We start from the raw sequence: 21,011 nt of genomic DNA, 5'->3' as shown, positions 1-21,011 counted from the left end.
GCGGGATGGCCGGTGTGCGGGTACCCGTCGGCCGGGCAAATCGAGGTCCGCCCGGAACCATGTATTCCGATTCCGGATATCGGCGCGCGGGCCGGCCCGTATTTCCTGCCGATCGATTACCGGATGCCCGAATGCGGGGAATTCGGGGCGGGCGGGGGCGGGCGTGGGCGCGGGATGCGGGTATTGGCGGCCAGTGGTGGAAATTCACCGAACTGTTTCCGGTTTGGATCCGGACCGTTTCCGGATGAATGCGAACGCGTGCCGGATCCGGGCGGAACGGTTCCCGCGGTGCTGCTGACCTTCCGTCAGAATGGAACGTGTTCTAGTCTGCCGCCCATGGGCATCGGAATCACGCAAGAGCAACGTGACCTGGCCGAGGCGGCGCGCGGCTGGGCCGCGCGGGCCATGCCGCCCGAGGAGATCCGCAAGCTGCTCGACGCCCCACCGGGCCGGCACGGCAGGCCCGCCTACTGGGACGGGCTCGCCGCACAGGGCCTGCTCGGACTGCATCTGCCCGAATCCGACGGCGGAGGCGGCGGCGAACTGCTCGACCTCGCCGTCGTCCTGGAGGAGATGGGCCGCGCCGGGCTCCCGGGCCCGTACCTGCCCACCACCCTCGCCGCCGAGCTGCTCCGCCGCGGCGGACACCGGCACCTCGCCGGGGCCATGGCGGCCGGCGAACTCCTCGGCGCCGTCGCACTCGGCACGGGCTCCCTCACCGCCGTCGAAGGCGCCGACGGCTACGTCCTCGACGGCGTCGCGCCCCCCGTCCCGGCCGGCGGCGACGCGGACCTGATCGTGCTGGCCGCGGAGGCCTCCACGGGCACGCTCTGGCTCGCGGTCGACGCCGGAACGCTGTCCGTACGCGTCCAGGAAAGCGCCGACCCGACCCGGCCGACCGCCGAGGTGACCGCCGACGGCGTCGCGGTGCCCGCCGGGCGCCTCCTGGCCGTCGACAGCGCACTCGTCCGCGACCTGGCCGGGGTCCTGTTCGCCGCCGAGGGCTGCGGCACCGCCGCCTGGGCGCTGGCCACCGCCGCCGAACACGCCGCGGTGCGCGAACAGTTCGGCCGGCCGATCGGCCAGTTCCAGGCGGTCAAACACCTCTGCGCCGACATGCTCGTACGCGGCGAACAGGCCCGCGCCCTGGTCTGGGACGCCGCCCGCGCCGTGGACGAGGCCCCCGAGGTCCGCGGCCTGGTCGCCGCGCTGGCCACCGCCACCGCGCTCGACGCCGCCTTCACCTGCGCCAAGGACTGCATTCAGATCCTCGGCGGCATCGGCTTCACCTGGGAACACGACGCCCATCTCCATCTGCGCCGGGCCACCGCGGCCCGCCAGCTGCTCGGCGGCGGCGACGCCCACCGGCTGCGGGCCGCCCGCTACGGCGCCGACGGCGCCCGCCGCGCACTGCGCCTGGAACTCCCGGCCGAGGCGACGGCCCACCGCGACGAGGCCCGTACGGTCATCGACGCCGTACGCGGCCTCGACCCCGCAGCCGCCCGCCGCGCACTGGCCCCCACCGGATACGCCGCCCCCCACCTGCCCAGGCCCTACGGACTCGGCGCCGACCCCGTTCGGCAACTCGCCATCCAGCAGGAACTGGCGGCGGCCGACGTCAGGATCAGCGACCTGGGCATCGCCACCTGGGTCGTCCCCTCTCTCATCGCCCACGGCACCGACGCACAGAAGGACCGCTATCTGCTGCCCTCCCTGCGCGGCGACCTCCTCTGGTGCCAGCTGTTCTCCGAGCCCGAGGCCGGCTCGGACCTGGCCTCGCTGCGCACCCGCGCCGAGCGGACGGAGAGCGGGGGCTGGCGGATCAACGGCCAGAAGGTGTGGACCTCGGCCGCCCAGTGGTCGAGCCACGGAATCCTCCTCGCCCGCACCGACCCCCACGCGCCCAAGCACAAGGGGCTGACCTTCTTCCTCGTCGACATGAAGACCCCCGGGATCGACATCCGCCCGCTGAAGGAGATCACCGGCGACGCGCTCTTCAACGAGGTCTACTTCGACGATGTGCTGCTGCCCGCCGACGCGGTGGTCGGCGAGGTCGACAACGGCTGGAAGGTCGCCCGTACCACCCTGGACAACGAACGCGTCCACATGGCCGACCAGTTGACCTTCGACACCGGGCTGACGGCGCTCATCGACCGCTCGGCCGAACTGGACGGAGCCGTACGGGCCCGGGTGGGCGCACTGGCCGCCGAGGCGCACGCCCTGGGCTGCATCGGACTGCGCACCACGCTCCAGCAGGTGTCGGGCCTGGAACCGGGTGCCGGCGCCAGCATCCGCAAACTGGTGCAGACCCCGCACCAGCAGAAGGTCGCCGAGCTGGCGCTGGAGCTGCTCGGCCCGGACGGCGCGGTACGCGAGGGGGCCGGCGAGCGGGCGCTGCACGGCTTCTTGATGTCGCGCTGTCTGACCATCGCGGGCGGCACCACCCAGGTGCAGCTGAACGTCGTCGCGGAGCGGCTGCTGGGCCTGCCCCGCGACCCGGAGCCCCGCCCCCTGATCTGACCGCCCGGTGACTCTCTCCGGCAGCTCTTTGGCGACCCTCCAGGAGGACCTGCATGGCTGGCAAGGCGTACATCGTCGGTGTCGGGATGACCAAGTTCGAGAAGCCCGAGACCCGCGACTGGCAGTACTGGGACATGGCGAAGGAGGCCGGTGGCAAAGCGCTCGTCGACGCCGGGATCGGATACGAGGCCGTCGAGCAGGTGCCGGTCGGCTACTGCTACCAGGCCTCGACGGCCGGGCAGCGCGCCGCGTACGAACTCGGGCTGACCGGCATCCCCGTCTACAACGTCAACAACAACTGCGCGACCGCCTCGACCGCGCTGATGATGGCGCGTCAGTTCGTCGAGGCGGGCGTCAACGACTGCGTCCTGGCCCTCGGCTTCGAGAAGATGAAGCGCGGCGCGCTCGGCGGCGGCGCGGACGGCGGCGACTTCGCGACGTCCCCGGTTGCCCGCCACTACGGGGTGATGGCGGCCGCCCACGGCTTCGAGATGACCCCGCCCACCGCCCAGATCTTCGGCAACGCGGCCCGCGAGCACATGGAGCGCCACGGCACCACCGCCGAACAGCTCGCCGCGGTCGGCGCCAAGAACCACCGGCACTCCGCGCACAACCCCCACGCCCAGTTCCAGGACGTCTACACGGTCGAGGAGATCCTCGCCGCCAAGACCATCCACCGGCCGCTGACCAAGCTCCAGTGCTCGCCGACCTCCGACGGCGCGGCCGCGGCCGTCATCGCCTCCGAACGCTTCGTGCGCGAACACGGCCTGGCCGACCGCGCGGTGGAGATCGCCGCCCAGGCCATGACCACGGACACCGAGGAAAGCTTCGCCTCCGGCTCCTGCATCGACGTCGTCGGCAAGCCGATGTCCCGGGCGGCGGCCCGGCAGGTCTACGCGGCGAGCGGACTGGGCATCGAGGACGTGGACGTCATCGAGCTGCACGACTGCTTCTCCATCAACGAGCTGCTGACGTACGAGGCGCTGGGCATGTGCGCGGACGGGGACTCGGGCAAGCTGGTCGCCGACGGCGCCACGACGTACGGCGGCCGATGGGTGGTCAACCCCTCCGGCGGCCTGATCTCCAAGGGCCATCCCCTGGGCGCGACCGGCCTCGCCCAGACCGCCGAGCTGGTGTGGCAGCTACGGGGCACGGCGGGGGAGCGCCAGGTGCCCGGGGCCCGGGTGGGGCTGGCGCACAACATCGGGCTGGGCGGCGCGGCGGTGGTGACGTTGCTGCGGAAGTGACGTCGGAGTCCGCGCCGAGAGCGTCTCCGCGACCGGCCACGGACCGGGGATCGACCACGACGCGCAACACCCCTGCCGGGTGGCGGGTCGCGGCGGGCGGCACCGTCCGACCGCCACGACCTCGCGCACTCTGCCCCTAGGGCGCTTCTGACGGATCTCCGCGGCGTCGCGACGACGGAGATCCGTCAGAAGCGCCCTAGCCGAAGAAGTCGGGGAACGCCGGATCCGTGGAGTCGGTGTCGGGCATCAGGGCCGCGAGGATGTCCGCGGTGGTGGTGGCCCGGTCGATGGAGCGGGGCAGCATGACGTTCTCGTACGCGGCGACGGCGTCGTCGATGCCGGGCCGGTCGATGATGCTCCGGGCGAGTTCGGCGCCGTCGAGCAGGGCGAGGTTGGCGCCGACGCCGGCGGGCGGCATCAGATGGGCGGCGTCGCCGAGCAGGGTGATGCCGGGGACGCGGTTCCAGGTGTGCGGGGCCGGGAGGACGAACACGGGCCGGTTGGTGAACGCGCCGTCGTTGTGGCGCATCAGGTCGCGCAGGCTCTCGTCGAAGCCCTCGTACATGCCCAGCAGGCGGGCGCGCACGGCTTCGGTGTCGGCCAGGTCGATGCCCTCGTGCCAGTCGAGCGGGCCGCGGAAGGCGACGTGGACGCGGATGTGGGCGTCTGCGCTGCGCTGGGCGATCAGGCTCAGGCGCCCGGCCTTGGCCCACATCATGCCCTGGCCGACCCGTTCGGCGATGGCGGGGAAGCGGCGGTCGACGTCGTCGAAATGGACCTCGACGAACGTGACGCCGCTGTAGGCGGGTCGGGCGTCCGAGAGTGCGGGGCGCACCCGCGACCAGGCGCCGTCCGCGCCGACGACCAGGTCGAATTCTTCGGCGGTGCCGCGGGTGAATTCCAGGCGGACGGTGCCGTCGGGCAGCGGGACGGTCTTCTCGACCGCGTGGCCCCAGCGCACGGTGCCCGGGGTGAGGGAGTCGAGCAGGAGGGCGCGCAGCTGTCCTCGGTCGATCTCCGGGGCACCGGTGTCACCGGGCTCGGGACGGTGGTGACGCAGCACGGTGGCCGACCGGTCCATGAGGCGTAATTCCTGGCCCTCGGGCCGGGAGAGGGCGAGGAACTGGTCGAAGAGTCCGGCGGCGCGCAGGCCCACCTGGCCGGTGTCGTCACGGATGTCGAAAGTGCCGCCCTGCGAACGGGAGTCGGGGGTGGCCTCGCTCTCGAAGACGGTGACGGGCATGCCGTGCCGCTGAAGGGTGCGGGCGCAGACGAGGCCGCCGGGGCCGCCGCCGACGATCGCGATACGGGGGATGGTGGACATGGTGGTGCTCCGATCGGAGGAGGGGGGTACGGGGGAGCGGGCGGTATCGGGTCCGGGCCGGCTCCCGTGGGCGCCACGGGCCTGTGGCGCCAGTGGCGGCGTCAGTCGCCGTTGCGGACGAGGCGCCGGTGAGCCTTGCACTCGACGTGGACGGCCGGGGCAAGGATTGCGTCGACCACCTCGGCTTCTGAGGCGGTTGCGCCGCCCGCCGGGGCCCGGAGTTCCGGGACGCGGATCCTGAGGTGCGACCGGTTGGACACGGCGTCGTCGCAGGAGCCGCCGCACCCGCGCACGGGCAGGTTCCGGCCCACCCCCCGCCCGCAGCGGGCTGCGGAGGCCGGATGCATGCACACGGCTTCGACCGCGCCTGTGCGTGCCCGAACCCGGACGCCGATTCCCATGAGGGCACGTTAAGCCCCGCCGGGCGGTGCCGCCGAAGGATTTATCGCGGTGAGCGCCACCCCCGCCCGCCTCCGGCCTCCGTCTCCCGGCCTAGGTCTTCCCGCAGTTCGCGGATGCGCCGATATACCGATGCAGGGTGCAAGCGTCGAATGCGAGCATGGTCCGCATGCCCCCGATAGCCACCCCCACCACGCTGTCCGGAACCGAGCGCCGCACGGCCGCACCGCCCTGGCTGGTGATGCTGGTGGTCTGTGCCGGACAGTTCCTCGTCGTGCTGGACGTCTCCGTCGTGAACGTGGCGCTGCCCGCCATGCGGACCGGCCTCGGCCTGAGCGAACTGGGCCTCCAGTGGATCGTCAACGCCTACGTCATCACCTTCGCGGGCTTCATGCTCCTCGGCGGCCGGGCCGCCGACCTCTTCGGCCGTAAGCGGATCTTCGTCGTCGGGCTGATGCTCTTCACCATCGCGAGCCTGGCCGGCGGGCTGGCCCAACAGCCCTGGCAGCTGATCGCCGCCCGTACGATCCAGGGCGTCGGCGCGGCGGTTCTCTCCCCGGCCACCCTCACGATCCTGACGACGTCGTTCCCGACCGGCCCGGCCCGTACGAAGGCCATAGCCACCTGGACGGCGGTCGGCGCCGGCGGCGGCGCGGTGGGCGGGCTGGTCGGCGGGGTGCTCACCGAGTATCTGTCGTGGCGCTGGGTGCTGCTGATCAATGTGCCGGTCGGGGCGCTGGTGCTGGTCGGCGCGGTGGTGTGGCTGATCGAGAGCCGGCAGGGGTCCGGCCGGCGGCTGGATGTGCCCGGCGCGGTCCTGGCGACCGGTGGTCTCGGCCTGGTGGCGTACGGCATCGTGCAGACCGAGACGGACGGCTGGGTCTCGGCGTCCGCGCTGCTGCCGCTCGCCGCCGGGCTGGTCGTGATCGGCGCCTTCATCGCCGTCGAGGCGCGCGCCAAGGCCCCGTTGATGCCGCTGGGACTCTTCCGGCTGCGCTCGGTCTCCTCCGCGAACGCGGCGATGGTGCTGTCCGGCGCCGCGATGTTCTCGATGTGGTACTTCCTGTCCCTCTACACCCAGAACGTGCTGGCCTATACGCCCCTGGAGGCGGGGCTCTCCTTCATCCCGCACTCGCTGTCCATCGTGCTGGGCTCGAAGATCGCGCCGCGGCTGATGAACCGGCTGGGCGCCAAGAGCCTGGCCGTCACCGGAGCGGTGATCTCCGCGAGCGGCATGGTCTGGCAGGGAACGATGGACGCCAACGGCACCTACCTCGGCACCATCCTCGGCCCCGGCATCCTGATGGCACTGGGCGCGGGCCTGACCGCCACGCCGGTCGCCTCCATCGCCACCTCCGGCGCCGACCCCGCCGACCAGGGCCTGGTCTCCGGCCTGATCAACACCTCCCGCCAGATGGGCGGCGCGCTCGGCCTCTCGGTCCTGTCCACCGTCGCCGCCTCCCGGATCGCCGGCGGGCACGGCGGGGCGGGGCTGGCGGACGGTTACGGCCTGGCGTTCCAGGTCGGGTCGGTGGTGCTGCTCGGCAGCATCGCGCTGATGGTCCTCGCCCTGCCCCGCCGCCGGGCGGACGTCGGCCACGGCTGAGCGGGCGGCCGGACCGAACGGACCCTGCCGCCTTACCGCCACCCGCAACGGGAGCCGTCGTCCCCGCCGCCGGTCCCAAACGGCCGGCCAGGCCTGCTAGGCCGCCGGTCCCTTACGGCCGGCCCGGCCTGCTAAAGCCACCCGTTGCGCCGGGCCGCCCGCACGGCCTCCATACGGTTACGGGTGCCGGTCTTGCCGATGCCCGCGGAGAGGTAGTTGCGGACCGTGGCCTGTGAGAGGTGGAGTTTGGTGGCGATGTCGGCGACCGTGGCGCCGTCGACGGCCGCCGTGAGGACGTCGCGTTCGCGCGGGGTGAGCGGGTTGGGGCCGGCGCTCAGGGCCGCCGCGGCGAGGCCGGGGTCGATGACCCGTTCACCGGCCAGTACGCGCCGTATCGCCGCCGCCAGATCCTCCACGGGTCCGTCCTTGACCAGGAAACCGGACGCCCCGGCCTCCATGGCGCGGCGCAGGTAGCCGGGGCGGCCGAAGGTCGTCACGATCAGTACCTTGCAGGACGGCAGTTGCTCGCGCAGATCGGCCGCGGCGTCCAGGCCGCTGCAGCCGGGGAGTTCGATGTCCAGGAGCGCGATGTCGGGGCGGGCGTCCAGGGCGGCGGGGACGATCTGGTCGCCCGTCGCGACCTGGGCCACGACCTTCATGTCCTCCTCCAGGTCGAGCAGCAGCGCCAGCGCGCTCCGCATCATTCCCTGGTCCTCGGCCAGCAGGACCTTGATCACCTGGTCAACTCCTCCACATCCGCCATATCGCCCGTGCCGACCGGCAGTTCGGCCGTGACCCGGAAGCCGCGCCGGCCGTCGGCCCCGCTCCGCAGGGTGCCGCCCGCCGCGGCCAGCCGCTCGGCCAGCCCCTTCAGACCGGTGCCGCCCACGGGACCGGAACGCCCGGGGTCCGCCGCGCCGCTCGTACGGCTCGTGCCGTCCGTACCGCCTGCGCCGCCCCCCGCGCCGTCACCGCCGTGCCCCGTGGTCCGGTCCCGTAGCCAGGCCAGGCCGTGTGCCGGGGCAGCACCGGAGCTTACGGGACCGCGGCCGTCGTCCGTGATCGTCAGCCGTACGCGGTCCTCGTCGGCGCCGACGTCGATCTCGCATCGGGTGGCGCGGCTGTGCCGGACGGCGTTGGTGACGCCCTCGCGGACCACCCAGCCCAGCAGCGCTTCGGCCTGTGTCGGCAGCGGCGGCCCCGCCTGCCGTACGACGGGCTCGATGCCGGCCGCCTCCAGCACCGAGCGGGCCCGGTCGAGCTCGGTGCTCAGGCTGCCCTCGCGGTAGCCGGTGACCGCCTCGCGGATCTCGGTCAGCGCCTGACGGCCGACCGCCTCGATATCGGCGGCCTGCCCGAGCGCCGCCTCCAGATTGCGCGGCGCCAGCCGGCGGACCGCCTCGGCCTTGACCACCACCACCGACAGGGTGTGCCCCAGCAGGTCGTGCAGATCGCGGGAGAAGCGCAGCCGCTCCTTCTCCACGGCGCTACGGGCCAGTTCCTGGCGGGTGGTGTTGAGCTCCTGGATGGTGTCGAAGAGGCTGAGGACCGTGGCGGTGACCACGCCGGACAGGAACGTGCCGTAGCCGATGCCGAACGAGCCCCACGGGCGTTCGTGATGCCATCCGGACAGGTACCCGGCCGTGCCGCTGAGTGTGATCAGCCACAGGAAGAGCTTCTTTCCGCGCAGGCTGCGGACCGTGCCGGAGGCCAGCGACAGCAGCGGGAAGAACAGGAACCAGTTGCCGCCGAACCCGAGCGCGATGGCGAACGTGATGACCGTCAGCACACCCAGCGCGATGACCGGATAGCGGGAGTCGCGCAGCCTCGGGCTGAAGGAGGACCAGACGACGGTGAGGTAGAAGGAGTTGAAGGCCAGGAGCCCGAGGCCGGCCAGCCAGGGGTTGCCCGTCTTGCCCTGGATGATGTTGGAGAAGGCGCCCAGGCCCATCAGCAGCCAGGGCAGGAAGGCGTACTTGCCGGGCCCCCGGTGCGGCTTCTTCTCCGCCCCCTTGGTGAGGCAAGGGGTGCCGTCGGTGTCGTTGCCGCCGCGGTCTTCGCCGCCGAGGGCCTGCCGCTTGGTGAAGTGCACTGTCGTTTCCCTGGTCCGCGTGATCGTCGGTCACACCGTCCGTGCGGCCCGACGGTACGCATATACCGCGTATCCGCCGAAGAGCGCCAGCCAGGCGGCCAGCACCGCCACCGTGCCCAGGCTCGGTGCGCCGCCCTGGGTGACGCTCTGACCGAGCTCGGCGAAGCGGTTGCCGGGCGTCCAGGTGGACAGTGAGCGCAGCCAGCCGGGGAACAGCTCGGCCGGGAACCACAGACCGCCGATGATCGAGAGCAGCAGCATGCAGCCCGTGTTGACCACTCCGGTGGACTGCGAGGAGAGACGGTAGCCGTTGCCGAGGCCCAGCAGGGTGAAGGGTGCGGTGCCCACCCACAGCAGTACGGCCAGCGCGGCCCACTGCCAGCCGGGCATCCGGACGCCGTTGACCAGCGCGCCCACCAGCAGCACCGAGGCGATCGCGGGCAGCACCGTCACCGTGCTGGTCAGCCCGCGGGCCACCACCACCTGTATCGGGCTCAGCGGGGTGATGCGCAGCTGCCGCAGCCAGCCCAGGTGCTTGTCCTCGGCGACGCCGGTCCCCACGCCGATCGCCGCGCCCAGCGCCCCGTACGCGGCCATGCCGACCATCGAGGCGATCCTCCACTCCATGGCCGCGCCGCCGGGGCCCGCGCCGATGTTGGTCATGAGCACATACATCAGCACCGGCATCCCGATGCCGAAGATGACAAAGCCCTTGTCGCGGAGCGTGCGGCGGACTTCGAGGCGGATGTAGCCGAGCATTACGCGATCTCCTTCGGGGACGAGGCGGTGAGGGTGAGGAAGGCGTCCTCCAGGCTGGCGGGGGCGACCTGCAGGCCCCGTACGAGACCGAGCTCGGCCAGCGCCAGAACCGTCGCGTCGGAGTCCGCCGTACGCAGCAGAGCGCGGTCGCCCCGTATCTCCACGGAGCTCACGCCGGGCAGGGCAGGCAGGGGCCCGGACGGCGCGCCCGCGAGGTCGAAGGAGACCAGCGACCCGCCGGCCTGCCGCTTGATCGCCTCGCCGCTGCCATCGGCCACCACCCGGCCGCCGTCGATCACCACGATCCGGTCGGCGTTGTCGTCGGCCTCCTCCAGATAGTGCGTGGAGAAGAGGATGGTGTTGCCGCGCCGCGCATAGGCCCGCATCGAGCGCCAGAAGGCGCGGCGGGCCTCGACGTCCAGCGCCGCGGTCGGCTCGTCGAGCACCAGCAGCTCGGGGTTGCCGGCCAGCGCCACCGCGAAGCGGACCCGCTGGGCCTGCCCGCCGGAGAGCCGGTCCACCCGCCGCCCGCCGAATTCGCCCAGGCCGGCCAGCTCCAGGGCCTCGGTGACGGCCATGGGGCGCGGGTAGGTCGAGGCGACGAAGGTGATCAGCTCACGGACGGTGACCCTTGGGATGGGCTGCCCGTCCTGGAGCATCGCGCCCACTCTGCCTGCGCGCACCGCGGCCTCGGGCTCGCCGCCGAACAGCCGTACCGTCCCCGAGCTGGGCGGCAGGAGTCCCAGCAGCATGTTGATGGCGGTGGACTTCCCGGCGCCGTTGCGCCCGAGCAGCGCCACCGTCTCGCCCGGGGCGATCTCCAGATCCATCCCCTGTACGGCACGGACCGCGCCGTAACTCCGGGTCACGCCCGTGAATCCCACCGCCGCGCCGCCGCCTGTCCGTGCCGCGCTCACCGGCCCTGCCGTCTGTGTCGTGCCCGACGTCATGTCCGACCTCCCCGTCGATTTCCTGTCCACGAGATTACGGAGAGTCGCGGTGCGGCGGCAGATGCGAATGTGTGTGATCGGCCCTGACAAATGTCATGGGTGCGCGGGGTGGGTGTCAGGGGCACCCCGAAGTGTGTCGGGGGCGTCGTGATGGGTGTCAGGGGCACTCGTCCCCCGCCCCCGACCTGACAACGCGTCAGGGGGCTTCCGAGTGCCCGGTGGATCGGCTATACATGAGAGCCATCGGCTAGAACGCGTTCTAGAAGTGTGCCGACGGGAGCCCACCGGAAACCCGGCACAGGCCGGGCGGAAGCCCACCGGAAGCCCACCGGGAGCCCGCCGGGAGACCGTCGGGAGCCCACCGGAAGCCCGCCGGCTCACCGCCGGAGGCCCGTCGGAACACCGGCGGCACACCCACCGAACGCCGCCCCGCCGACCCGAAACGACCCCGGCACGGCCGACGGTGCGGACGGCCGGGCCGGGGTCTTCCACCGTGGTGAAGGAGCGACCGCCCCATGCCCATCGACGCCGCCAAGGCCACTTCCGCCGAGCCGCGGACCACCGAACTCGCCTGGGACCACAAGGACATCCAGCTCTACCACCTCGGCATCGGCGCCGGCGCCGCCACCCCCGACAAGCCCCACCCCGCCACCGACCCCGACGAACTGCGCTACACCCTCGAGAGCGCGCTGCACGTCCTGCCCAGCTTCGCCACCGTCGCCGGCGGCGGAATGGCGGTGGCCGGCGGGCTGTCCGCCCCCGGCATCGACGTCGACCTCGCCGCCGTCCTGCACGGCGGCCAGACCGTCACCGTCCACCGCGCCCTCCCGGTGCGCGGCCGCGCCACCCAGACCTCCACCGTCCCGGCGGTCTACGACAAGCAGAAGGCCGCCGTCATCGTGCTGCGCTCCGAAGTGGCCGACGAGGACGGCCCGTTGTGGACCTGCGACACCCAGATCTTCGTCCGCGGCGAGGGCGGTTTCGGCGGCGACCGCGGCCCCTCCGCCCGCCTCGAACTCCCCGACCGGGCCCCCGACCGCACCACCGAACGGCTCATCCGCGAGGACCAGGCCCTGCTCTACCGCCTCTCCGGCGACTGGAACCCGTTGCACGCCGACCCGGAATTCGCCAAGCTCGCCGGCTTCGACCGGCCGATCCTGCACGGGCTGTGCTCGTACGGCGTCACTCTCAAGGCCGTCGTCGACACGGTGCTCGGCGGCGATGTGGCGCGCGTCCGCTCGTACACCACGCGCTTCACGGGCGTCGTCTTCCCCGGCGAGACGCTGCGGATCCGCATGTGGGAGGGCGAGGGCCGGACGCAGGTGTCGGTCACCGCGGCCGACCGGGACGACGCGCCGGTCCTCGCGGACACCGTCGTCGAATACAGCTAGCCCAGGGGACACCCCGCGCACCCCGGAGGACACCCCGCGCCCCCAGGGGACAGCCCGCAACCCGGAAGGAGCCGTGACATGCGCGCAGCCGTACAGCACGAGACAGGACAGGACAAACTCGAAGTCCTCGACGACATCGAGGCGGTGGGGTTCGGGCCCGGCAAGGTCAGGATGCGGGTACGGGCCACCGGGCTGTGCCACTCCGACCTCTCCGCGATGAACGGGGTGCTGCCGCAGCCCGCGCCCTTCGTCCCCGGGCACGAGGGCGCCGGCGAGATCCTCGACGTCGGCGACGGCGTCACCGGCCTGAGCCAGGGCGACCGCGTCCTGATGTGCTGGCTGCCCGCCTGCGGGAGCTGTCCGTCCTGCAAACGCGGCCAGACGCATCTGTGCCTGGCCGGATTCATGAACGCCGGCACGCCCAACTTCAGGCGCTCCGGCGGCAACCCCTCCGACGTCTTCGGCTTCGCCGGGACCGGCACCTTCGCCGAGGAGGTCGTGGTCGCCGCCAACTGCGCGGTCCCGATCCCGGACGACGTCCCGTACGAGATCGCCGCCCTGATCGGCTGCGGCGTCACCACCGGGCTCGGCGCCGCCCTCAACACCGCCAAGGTGGAGGCCGCTTCCTCGGTCGCGGTGATCGGCTGCGGCGGCGTCGGCATCTCCACCATCCAGGGCGCGAAGGCCTGCGGTGCGGCGCAGATCATCGCCGTCGACCCGGTGGCCGCCCGCCGCGAGGCCGCGCTCCGCTTCGGCGCCACCGAGGCGGTCGCGCCCGACGAACTCGCCGATGCCAAGCAGCGCGTCACCGCGGGGGAGGGCTTCGACTACGTCTTCGAGGTGGTCGGCAAGTCCGCCACCGCCCGCACCGCCTACGAGGCGACCCGGCGCGGCGGCACCCTGTGCGTGGTCGGCGCGGGCGCGATGGACGACACGTTCCAGGTCAACATGTTCGAGCTGTTCTTCGACGAGAAGCGGATCCTGCCCTCGCTCTACGGGGGCGCGGATGTGCTGCGCTCCTACGAGCGGGCCATCGCCCTGTGGCGAGCGGGCCGCATCGACCTGGAGGGCCTGATCACCCATCGCGTCCAGCTCGCCGAGATCAATGACGCCCTCGACCAGATGCGCTCCGGTACCGCGCTGCGTACCTGCATAGAGATCTGACGCCCCCGTTCGCCAAGGAGAGGACAGCAATGGCACAGCCAGAGCCACTGCCACTTGAGGGCCGGACCGCGATCGTCACCGGTGCCGGCCGCGGCCTCGGGCGCGCCGAGGCCCTCGAACTCGCCCGCCTCGGTGCCGCCGTCGTCGTCAACGACTTCGGGCAGCCGGGCCGGGACGGCACCGGCGAGGCATCCGCCGCCCCCGCCGAGGAGGTGGCCGCAGAGATCCGGGCGGCGGGCGGCCGAGCCGTCGCCCACCTCGGCGACGTCGCCGACTTCGAGCAGGCCCGCGCGTTGGTCCAACTGGCCGTAGACCGTTACGGAAAACTCGACATCCTGGTCAACAACGCGGGCATACTCCGCGACCGGATGGTGTTCTCCATGACCGAGGACGAATGGGACTCGGTGATCCGCGTCCACCTCAAGGGGCACTTCAACACCACCCACTTCGCCGCGGTCCACTGGCGCGCGCGCTCCAAGGAGGCCGGCGGAGCGGTCTACGGGCGGATCGTCAACACCTCGTCCGAGGCGTTCCTCGCGGGCTCGGCGGGGCAGCCCAACTACGCCGCGGCCAAGGGCGGCATCGTCGGGCTCACCACCTCCACGGCGCTGGCCCTGGCCAAGTACGGCGTGACCGCCAATGTCATCTGCCCGCGCGCCCGCACCCGGATGACCGAGGACGTCTTCGCGGGCATTCCAGGATTCGAGGAGAGCCAGGACTCCGGCGGGGGCGCGCTGGACGTGCTGGCGCCCGAGCATGTCTCGCCGCTCGTCGGCTATCTGGCCTCGCCGGCCGCCGCCAAGGTCAACGGCCAGCTGCTGGTCGTCCACGGCGGCATGGTGGCCATCGCCGAACGCCCCAGAATCGCCGCCAAGTTCGACACCGCGAAGGACGTCTTCAGCTTCGAGGAGCTGGACGGACTGCTCACGCCGTACTACGCGGAGCGGCCGCCGAACGAGACCTTCGCGGCGGCCGAGGTGCTGGGCCTCAAACGGGGGTGAACGCACAACGGCCGTGGCCGCCGCCCCGGTGAAGCGGAGCGGCGGCCACGGCCGCTGTCCGTCCGGCTGGCGGAAAACCGCCGGTCCGGACGGGCGCCCTCAGGCGCCCTGGGTCTGCTTCTCCCGGCGGTGCCGGCCGTGCACATCGGCCTGGCCCTGCTCCGCGGCGGCCGGGCCACGGTGCCTGCCGGAACTTGCCGCCTCGGCGGCCTGGGCGGAACCTTCCTGCGGGCGCGCCTCGGTCGTGTCGGTTCGGGCTTCGGACATGGAAAGAGTCACTCCGTCAGATCGCTTACAGCTGTACGCGTCGGGACCTCCCCCAGCAACCGCAGGGGCTGGCCCCAAACGGAACTGTCGGTGGCCGGGTCAACCGGCTGCGTAGCCCCCGTCGGAATTCTAACTTGGCGGGAAATAGCGCTCCACCGGGCCTCCGGTGCCGCCAGAGGTGCCTGTTGCAGCGGTACTGGCCTGCACATTTGGGGATGCGCGGGGATCTCCGGCGGTTCCGCGCCGGCGTCGGAAAGTTGTGCAGATGGTGTGGAGCGGTTATCGGTATCCCGAGCATCCGGGACAATCCCGCCCTTGCTCCCCACCGCGACCTCCACGGGGAAGCCGGCGCCCGGCCTCGTCCGCGCGCCCGCGTCCGTCCGCCCGTCCGGGCCCGCCCCCCTGCGCGGACCCGCACCCGTGCCCCGCACGGGCTCCAGCGGTACGGCCATCCGCGCCACCCCGCACGGCCGCGCCGCCGTCGCGCAGGGCAGCAGCAGTTCGCCGCCCGCCGTCCACAGCCCCGTCCCCGCCAGCCACCCCTCCGGTACCGGAAGCTGCCGCAACTGCCGCCCTGACGGCCGCCATACGCCCAGCCGCGGCCCGTCCGCGGTATCGATCCGGAACGCCACCGCACAGCTCTCCGGCATCAGCATCTGGCCCGGCTGGACGGCGAACGGCGTGACGAAACCGTCGGCCGGGCGCAGGCATTCGGGGAAGCGCACCGGCAGGCTGCTGCCGAGCACGCCCCAGCCCAGCCGGTCGTGCCCCGGCGCGTCCGACCTCAGCAGCAGCAGTCCGCTGTCCGGGTCGGCCAGCAGCAGACGGTCGTTGCTCTCGTCGGTGATCTGCAGCAGCGGGCTGGGTTCGCCGCCCCGCTCCAGGTCGAGCACCACGGTCTTCGTCCGGCCCCCGAGCTCACGGTCCAGGGCCAGCAGCCGACCGTCGTGATCCAGCCAGACGCCGCCCTTGCAGCGCCCCGGGATCTCGGTGACCCGCTCGGGGCCGTGTGCGCCGCCGTGCACCCGCCACAGCACGGTGCCGCGCTCGCCGGGCGCCAGGGCGTAGCCGAGCATGCCGCCCGGCGCGGGCGGCAGCAGGGTCAGCTCCGGCGCCGCCACGGTGCCCAGCAGGAGTTCGCCGGTCCCCGGGCCCGTCGGGTAGAGCAGGGAGAGCGCGAAGCGGTCGGCAATCCGGCGCAGGATCAGCACCCGGCCGTCGGCGAGCGGCAGCAGCTGGCTGTCCGGCTCCTCGGGCTGGCTACCGGGCAGCGGTACCGCGTACGGCTCGGGCCCGCTCAGCGTCCAGCGCTCCGGAAACCGGCTTCCGGCGGCGTCGTCGTGACGGGCGAGCCGGGCGGCGTACGAGCCGTCGGCGGCGATCGTCAGCGCCGCGCGGTGCGGGCTGCCGAGCGCCGTGGCGTCCTCAGTGGCACAGATCGTCATCGAGTGGTCACCTCCAGTCAGGAGGCGACGGTAGTTTTCGCACTTCCGGCCGATCAATGCGAGTTTCCGCACTTCACGCATAAGGGTGTCAGTTGTCCAATTCGCCGGTCATGGGCGGGGTGTTTGTGCTGCGTGCGCGACGGCCGAGCCCGCCGCGCACGGGGCGCCGGCGCGGTGCCGGCCGCGCCGCGGCGCGGCCTCCCGGCTCCGCGACGGCCGGAAGGAAGCGGCCGCCGGAGCCACGGCCCCCGCTCCGTCACAGCCGGGAGGTAACCTTCCACCCGTGCCCGTACTGTCTGAAGTCCTCGCCGCGCTCGACGCCCTGTGGCCCCCCGAGCGGGCCGAAGGGTGGGACGCCGTCGGCACGGTCTGCGGAGACCCCTCCACCGAGGTCCGCCGCGTGCTGTTCGCCGTCGACCCGGTCCAGGAGATCGTCGACGAGGCGGTGCAGCTCGGCGCCGACCTCCTGGTCACCCACCACCCGCTCTATCTGCGCGGTACGACGACGGTCGCGGCCTCGACCTTCAAGGGCAGGGCGGTGCACACCCTGATCAAGCACGACATCGCACTGCATGTCGCGCACACCAACGCCGACACCGCCGACCCCGGCGTCTCCGACGCCCTGGCCGGAGCCCTGGATCTGCGCATCCTGGGCCCGCTGGTGCCGGACGCGAGCGACCCGGCCGGCCGTCGCGGCCTGGGCCGGATCTGCGAGCTGGCGCACCCGATGACGCTGGCCGACTTCGCCTCCTACGCCGCGGCCCGGCTGCCCGCCACCGCGCAGGGCATCCGGGCGGCCGGCGACCCCGACCGTGAGATCCGTACGGTCGCCGTCTCCGGCGGCTCCGGCGACAGTCTCTTCGACGACGTACGGGCGGCCGGTGTGGACGCGTTCCTCACCGCCGACCTGCGCCACCACCCGGCCTCCGAGGCCACCCAGAAGTCCCCGCTGGCGCTGCTCGACGCCGCCCACTGGGCCACCGAATGGCCCTGGTGCGAGCAGGCCGCCGCACAGCTCGACGCGGTCTCCGACCGGCACGGCTGGGGCCTGCGCACGCATGTCTCCCGTACGGTCACCGACCCCTGGACCGCCCACGCGGCGTCCGCCCCGCTCACCACCCCGACGAACACCCCAGGAGCCCCCCGCTGAACGCCGCGCCCGCCGACCAGATCCGCCTCCTCGACATCCAGGCCCTGGACGTGAGGCTCACCCAGCTCGCGCACCGGCGCAACAACCTGCCCGAGCTCGCCGAGCTGGGGACCCTGGAGGCCGACCTCATCCAGCAGCGCGACCTGCTCGTCGCCGCGCAGACCGAGGAGAGCGACACCAGCCGCGAGCAGACCAAGGCCGAGCAGGACGTGGACCAGGTGCGCCAGCGCGCCGCCCGCGACCAGAAGCGCCTGGACTCCGGAGCCGTCACCTCCCCCAAGGACCTGGAGAACCTCCAGCGCGAGCTGACCTCGCTCGCCAAGCGGCAGGGTGACCTGGAGGACGTCGTCCTCGAGGTCATGGAGCGCCGCGAGGCCGCCCAGGAGCGGGTCACCGAGCTCACCGCGCGGGTCGAGGCCATCCAGGCCAAGGTCGACGACGCCGCCGCGCGCCGGGACGCCGCCTACGCCGAGATCGACGCCGAGCGCGACACGGTCACCAAGGAGCGCGAGCTGACCGTCGCCGACATCCCGGCCGACCTCCTCAAGCTCTACGACAAGATCCGCGCCAAGGAGGGCGGCGTCGGCGCGGCCCGCCTCTACCAGCGCCGCTGCGAGGGCTGCCGTCTGGAGCTGGACATCACCGAGTTCAACGAGGTGCGGGCGGCCGCCGCCGACACCGTCATCCGCTGCGAGAACTGCACCCGCATCCTGGTCCGCACGCCCGACTCGGGCCTGTAGGCCATGGCGGCGGAGTTCATCGTCGAGGCGGACGGCGGCTCCCGGGGCAACCCGGGGCCGGCCGGCTACGGCGCGGTGGTCCTCGACCCGGCGACCGGCGAGGCGCTGGCCGAGGCCGCCGAGTTCATCGGCACGGCGACCAACAACGTCGCCGAGTACAAGGGCCTGGTGGCCGGGCTGCGCGCCGCGCACGCCCTGGACCCCGAGGCCACGATCCACGTACGGATGGACTCCAAGCTCGTCGTCGAGCAGATGTCGGGCCGCTGGAAGATCAAGCACCCGGACATGAAGCCGCTGGCCGCCGAGGCGAAGAAGATCTTCCCGCCCGACCGGGTCACCTACGAGTGGATCCCCCGGGAGAAGAACAAGCACGCCGACCGGCTCGCCAACGAGGCGATGGACGCGGGCAAGAGCGGCAAGCAGTGGGAGCCCCGCGACTCCGGGGCGGCGCTCGCCACCCCGGCCGCGCCCGCCCGCAGCGCCGCCGCGCGGGCCGCCGACGAAGCCGCCGAGGCGGGCGAGTCCGCGGGCCCGCAGGCCGGGTGGGGCGCCCCCGACCTCGGCGTGCCCGCGACCTTCGTCCTGCTGCGGCACGGCGAGACGGCGCTGACCCCCGAGAAGCGGTTCTCCGGCAGCGGCGGCGGCGACCCCGAACTCTCCGCCGTCGGCCGCCGCCAGGCCGAGGCCACCGCCGCCGCGCTCGCCGCCCGCGGCACGATCCAGGCCGTCGTCAGCTCGCCGCTGCGGCGCTGCCGGGAGACGGCCGGGGCGGTCGCCGCCCGGCTCGGCCTGGAGGTCCGTATCGAAGAGGGCCTGCGCGAGACCGACTTCGGGGCGTGGGAGGGGCTGACCTTCGCCGAGGTGCGCGAGCGCCACCCCGAGGACCTCGACGCCTGGCTCGGCTCCGCCGAGGCGGCGCCCACCGGTGGCGGCGAGTCGTTCGCCACGGTCGCCCGCCGGGTCGCGGTCGCCCGCGACAAGCTGATCGCCCGCTACACGGGCAGGACCGTCCTCCTGGTCACGCATGTCACGCCGATCAAGACCCTGGTCCGGCTGGCGCTGGGCGCCCCGCCCGAGTCGCTGTTCCGGATGGAGCTGTCGGCGGCGTCGCTGTCGGCGGTGGCGTACTACGCGGACGGGAACGCCTCGCTGCGGCTGCTGAACGAGACGGCGCATCTGCGGTAGGAGAGCCTGCGGACACCGTACGCAGGGGCCCGGGACGTCGGATCGCCGATGTCCCGGGCCCCTGTCGTGCGAACGGCCGGCGCGCGGCCGCCGGTGCGCGAGCGGCTCAGGCCGCCAACTGCGCGGCCTCCTCGGCGAGTTGACGGACCCGGCCCCAGTCCTTCGCGGCCAGCGCATCGGCCGGGAGCATCCAGGTGCCGCCGACGCAGCCCACGTTCGGCAGGGCCAGGTACGAGGGCGCGGACGCCAGACCGATGCCGCCGGTCGGGCAGAAGCGGGCCTGCGGCAGCGGGGAGGCCAGCGACCTCAGGTAGGCCGTCCCGCCCGCCGCCTCGGCCGGGAAGAACTTCAGCTCGGTGATGCCTTCGTCGAGCAGGGCCACCACTTCCGACGCCGTCGAGACGCCCGGCAGGAACGGCACCCCCGAGTCCTTCATCGCGCCCAGCAGCCGCGGCGACCAGCCGGGGCTGACCAGGAACCGCGACCCGGCCGCGCGGGCCGCCTCGACGTGCCCGGGGGTGAGCAGCGTCCCGGCACCGACCACCGCGTCCGGGACCTCGTCGGCGATGGCCCGGATGGCATCCAGGGCGGCGGGCGTCCGCAGGGTCACCTCGATCGCCGGGAGCCCGCCCGCGACGAGCGCGCGGGCGAGCGGTACGGCGTCGGCGGCGTCCTCCAGTACGACGACCGGGATGACGGGGGCGAGCCCGAGGACCGAGGGGGAGGGGGGCACGGGGGAGGAGGCGGCGCTAGTCACGCCGCCCATAGTGCGTGCACCGCCCCACTCCTCGCAACGAGCGTTGCGCACACTGCAACGACAGGCGTTGCGTGCACGGAGCCGCCACGGAGCCGCCCTACAGCTCCGTCACGACCACATCGATGGCCCACGCCTTGCCGCCCTTGGCCGGGGCCTCGGCCTCCACCGCATGACCGAGCCCGCGCAGCGCCTCCACCAGCTCCGCCGGACCCTCCGGCCGCAGCCCCGCGCTCAGCAGGTCGCGGACCAGCCGGCCCTTGGTCGCCTTGTTGAAGTGGCTCACCACCGACCGCTTCTCGACCCCGTTCACGATCTTCGACTGCAGCACCCGCACCGTGGCGGTACGCGCCGCGACCTCGCCCTTGGGCTTCCACGCCGTCGCATACGCCGCGGACCGCAGATCGAGCACCAGCCCCTCCCCGGCCGCCTCGGGCATCACCTCGGCCATCGGCGCCCGCCAGTGGGCCCCCAGGGCGCCCAGCGCCGGCAGCTTCACGCCCATCGAGCAGCGGTAGGACGGAATCCGGTCGCCGATCCGCACGGCGCCCCACAGCCCCGAGAACACCAGCAGCGACTCCTCGGCCAGCCGTCGCGCCCGCTTGTCCAACGTGGCCAGCCCCAGGGCGTCGTAGAGCACCCCGGTGTAGATCTCCCCGGCCGGCCGCGTCCCGGCCGTGCGCAACCCGGCATTCTTGGCGATCTCGCCCCTCAGCCCCTGGCTGAGCCCGAGCACCTCCTGGGCCTTGGTCGCGTCCGCCGCGCACAGCTCGACGAGCTCCTCCAGCACCGCCTCGCGCGCCGCGTTCAGCCCCGGCAGCGACAGCGATCCCACGTCCAGCTTCGCCCCGGTCCCTCCCGCGGCCTTCCCCTCGGACGGCGGCAACAGCACGAGCACGGTGTTCTCCTTCACGGCGGTACGGGCGGGGGTGCGGCCCCGAGAAAGCGTATGGCCTGGGGCCCGCGGCCGAAGCACACGCTCACCCCGTGGGAAAGGGGCCCGCCCGGGGCGGCCGA

General features: G+C 73.0%; 18 protein-coding genes. 9 read left to right on the top strand and 9 right to left on the bottom strand.

Annotated elements, in window-relative coordinates:
* Nucleotides 1–336: 336 nt before the first annotated feature.
* Nucleotides 337–2,520, top strand: coding sequence for an acyl-CoA dehydrogenase (locus ACIGWZ_RS04975; protein WP_400060933.1), 2,184 nt, complete (start codon nt 337–339; stop codon nt 2,518–2,520).
* 53 nt (nt 2,521–2,573) lie between these two features.
* Complete coding sequence (locus ACIGWZ_RS04970; protein WP_400060931.1) at nt 2,574–3,767, top strand: lipid-transfer protein; 1,194 nt, start codon at nt 2,574–2,576, stop codon at nt 3,765–3,767.
* A gap of 196 nt (nt 3,768–3,963) precedes the next feature.
* Here ACIGWZ_RS04970 and ACIGWZ_RS04965 read toward each other — a convergent pair whose 3' ends face one another.
* A complete protein-coding gene (locus ACIGWZ_RS04965; RefSeq protein ID WP_400060929.1) occupies nt 3,964–5,091 on the bottom strand; it encodes an FAD-dependent oxidoreductase in 1,128 nt (375 codons plus the stop codon).
* A 559-nt stretch (nt 5,092–5,650) separates the two neighbouring features.
* Between ACIGWZ_RS04965 and ACIGWZ_RS04960 the strand changes: the two genes are divergently transcribed.
* Nucleotides 5,651–7,096, top strand: a complete 1,446-nt coding sequence (locus tag ACIGWZ_RS04960; protein ID WP_400060927.1) for an MFS transporter — start codon at nt 5,651–5,653, stop codon at nt 7,094–7,096.
* Nucleotides 7,097–7,227: 131 nt separating this feature from the next.
* Here ACIGWZ_RS04960 and ACIGWZ_RS04955 read toward each other — a convergent pair whose 3' ends face one another.
* The 4 genes from ACIGWZ_RS04955 to ACIGWZ_RS04940 form a co-directional block, all read right to left on the bottom strand.
* Complete coding sequence (locus tag ACIGWZ_RS04955; RefSeq protein WP_400060925.1) at nt 7,228–7,833, bottom strand: response regulator; 606 nt, start codon at nt 7,831–7,833, stop codon at nt 7,228–7,230.
* Entirely contained in the window at nt 7,830–9,047 is a 1,218-nt protein-coding gene (locus ACIGWZ_RS04950) for a histidine kinase (protein WP_400061986.1), read from the bottom strand. The genes ACIGWZ_RS04955 and ACIGWZ_RS04950 overlap by 4 nt, the downstream gene beginning before the upstream one ends.
* A gap of 171 nt (nt 9,048–9,218) precedes the next feature.
* Nucleotides 9,219–9,947 (bottom strand): ABC transporter permease, encoded by a 729-nt coding sequence (locus ACIGWZ_RS04945; protein WP_400060923.1) that lies wholly within the window; start codon nt 9,945–9,947, stop codon nt 9,219–9,221.
* Nucleotides 9,947–10,897 (bottom strand): ABC transporter ATP-binding protein, encoded by a 951-nt coding sequence (locus ACIGWZ_RS04940; RefSeq protein WP_400060921.1) that lies wholly within the window; start codon nt 10,895–10,897, stop codon nt 9,947–9,949. Before ACIGWZ_RS04940 ends, ACIGWZ_RS04945 begins: the two co-directional genes overlap by 1 nt.
* 515 nt (nt 10,898–11,412) lie before the next feature.
* On the opposite strand from ACIGWZ_RS04940, the gene ACIGWZ_RS04935 reads away from it, so the two are divergent.
* From ACIGWZ_RS04935 to ACIGWZ_RS04925, 3 genes are all read left to right on the top strand, one after another.
* Entirely contained in the window at nt 11,413–12,288 is an 876-nt protein-coding gene (locus ACIGWZ_RS04935) for a MaoC/PaaZ C-terminal domain-containing protein (protein ID WP_400060919.1), read from the top strand.
* A gap of 78 nt (nt 12,289–12,366) precedes the next feature.
* Entirely contained in the window at nt 12,367–13,452 is a 1,086-nt protein-coding gene (locus ACIGWZ_RS04930) for a Zn-dependent alcohol dehydrogenase (protein ID WP_400060917.1), read from the top strand.
* A gap of 29 nt (nt 13,453–13,481) precedes the next feature.
* Nucleotides 13,482–14,453, top strand: coding sequence for a 3-oxoacyl-ACP reductase (locus ACIGWZ_RS04925; RefSeq protein ID WP_400060915.1), 972 nt, complete (start codon nt 13,482–13,484; stop codon nt 14,451–14,453).
* 99 nt (nt 14,454–14,552) lie between these two features.
* Here ACIGWZ_RS04925 and ACIGWZ_RS04920 read toward each other — a convergent pair whose 3' ends face one another.
* Both ACIGWZ_RS04920 and ACIGWZ_RS04915 read right to left on the bottom strand, forming a co-directional pair.
* Nucleotides 14,553–14,720 carry a hypothetical protein gene (locus ACIGWZ_RS04920; RefSeq protein ID WP_400060913.1) on the bottom strand — a complete coding sequence of 56 codons (168 nt, stop codon included), beginning with the start codon at nt 14,718–14,720 and terminating at the stop codon, nt 14,553–14,555.
* Between the two features lie 8 nt (nt 14,721–14,728).
* The gene (locus ACIGWZ_RS04915; RefSeq protein WP_400060911.1) at nt 14,729–16,165 is read right to left on the bottom strand and encodes a hypothetical protein; all 1,437 of its coding nucleotides are present in this window, start codon (nt 16,163–16,165) and stop codon (nt 14,729–14,731) included.
* A gap of 283 nt (nt 16,166–16,448) precedes the next feature.
* On the opposite strand from ACIGWZ_RS04915, the gene ACIGWZ_RS04910 reads away from it, so the two are divergent.
* From ACIGWZ_RS04910 to ACIGWZ_RS04900, 3 genes are read left to right on the top strand one after another with little or no spacing between them, the layout of a single operon-like run.
* Nucleotides 16,449–17,315, top strand: a complete 867-nt coding sequence (locus ACIGWZ_RS04910) for a Nif3-like dinuclear metal center hexameric protein (RefSeq protein WP_400060909.1) — start codon at nt 16,449–16,451, stop codon at nt 17,313–17,315.
* Entirely contained in the window at nt 17,312–18,055 is a 744-nt protein-coding gene (locus ACIGWZ_RS04905) for a zinc ribbon domain-containing protein (RefSeq protein ID WP_400061984.1), read from the top strand. Before ACIGWZ_RS04910 ends, ACIGWZ_RS04905 begins: the two co-directional genes overlap by 4 nt.
* Before the next feature lie 3 nt (nt 18,056–18,058).
* Nucleotides 18,059–19,240, top strand: coding sequence for a bifunctional RNase H/acid phosphatase (locus ACIGWZ_RS04900; RefSeq protein WP_400060908.1), 1,182 nt, complete (start codon nt 18,059–18,061; stop codon nt 19,238–19,240).
* A gap of 106 nt (nt 19,241–19,346) precedes the next feature.
* Here the strand turns inward: ACIGWZ_RS04900 and eda are convergent, their stop codons facing one another.
* Nucleotides 19,347–20,006, bottom strand: coding sequence for a bifunctional 4-hydroxy-2-oxoglutarate aldolase/2-dehydro-3-deoxy-phosphogluconate aldolase (eda, locus tag ACIGWZ_RS04895; protein ID WP_400060906.1), 660 nt, complete (start codon nt 20,004–20,006; stop codon nt 19,347–19,349).
* Between the two features lie 88 nt (nt 20,007–20,094).
* On the bottom strand, nt 20,095–20,892 hold the full coding sequence (gene yaaA, locus ACIGWZ_RS04890; RefSeq protein ID WP_400060904.1) for a peroxide stress protein YaaA: 798 nt from the start codon (nt 20,890–20,892) through the stop codon (nt 20,095–20,097).
* Nucleotides 20,893–21,011 lie beyond the last annotated feature (119 nt).

The sequence above is a fragment of the Streptomyces sp. NPDC053427 genome (assembly GCF_044544985.1).
Classification (GTDB): domain Bacteria; phylum Actinomycetota; class Actinomycetes; order Streptomycetales; family Streptomycetaceae; genus Streptomyces.
The sequence above is the reverse complement of the archived record's forward strand: the minus strand, read 5'-3'. Positions and strand labels throughout refer to the sequence as shown.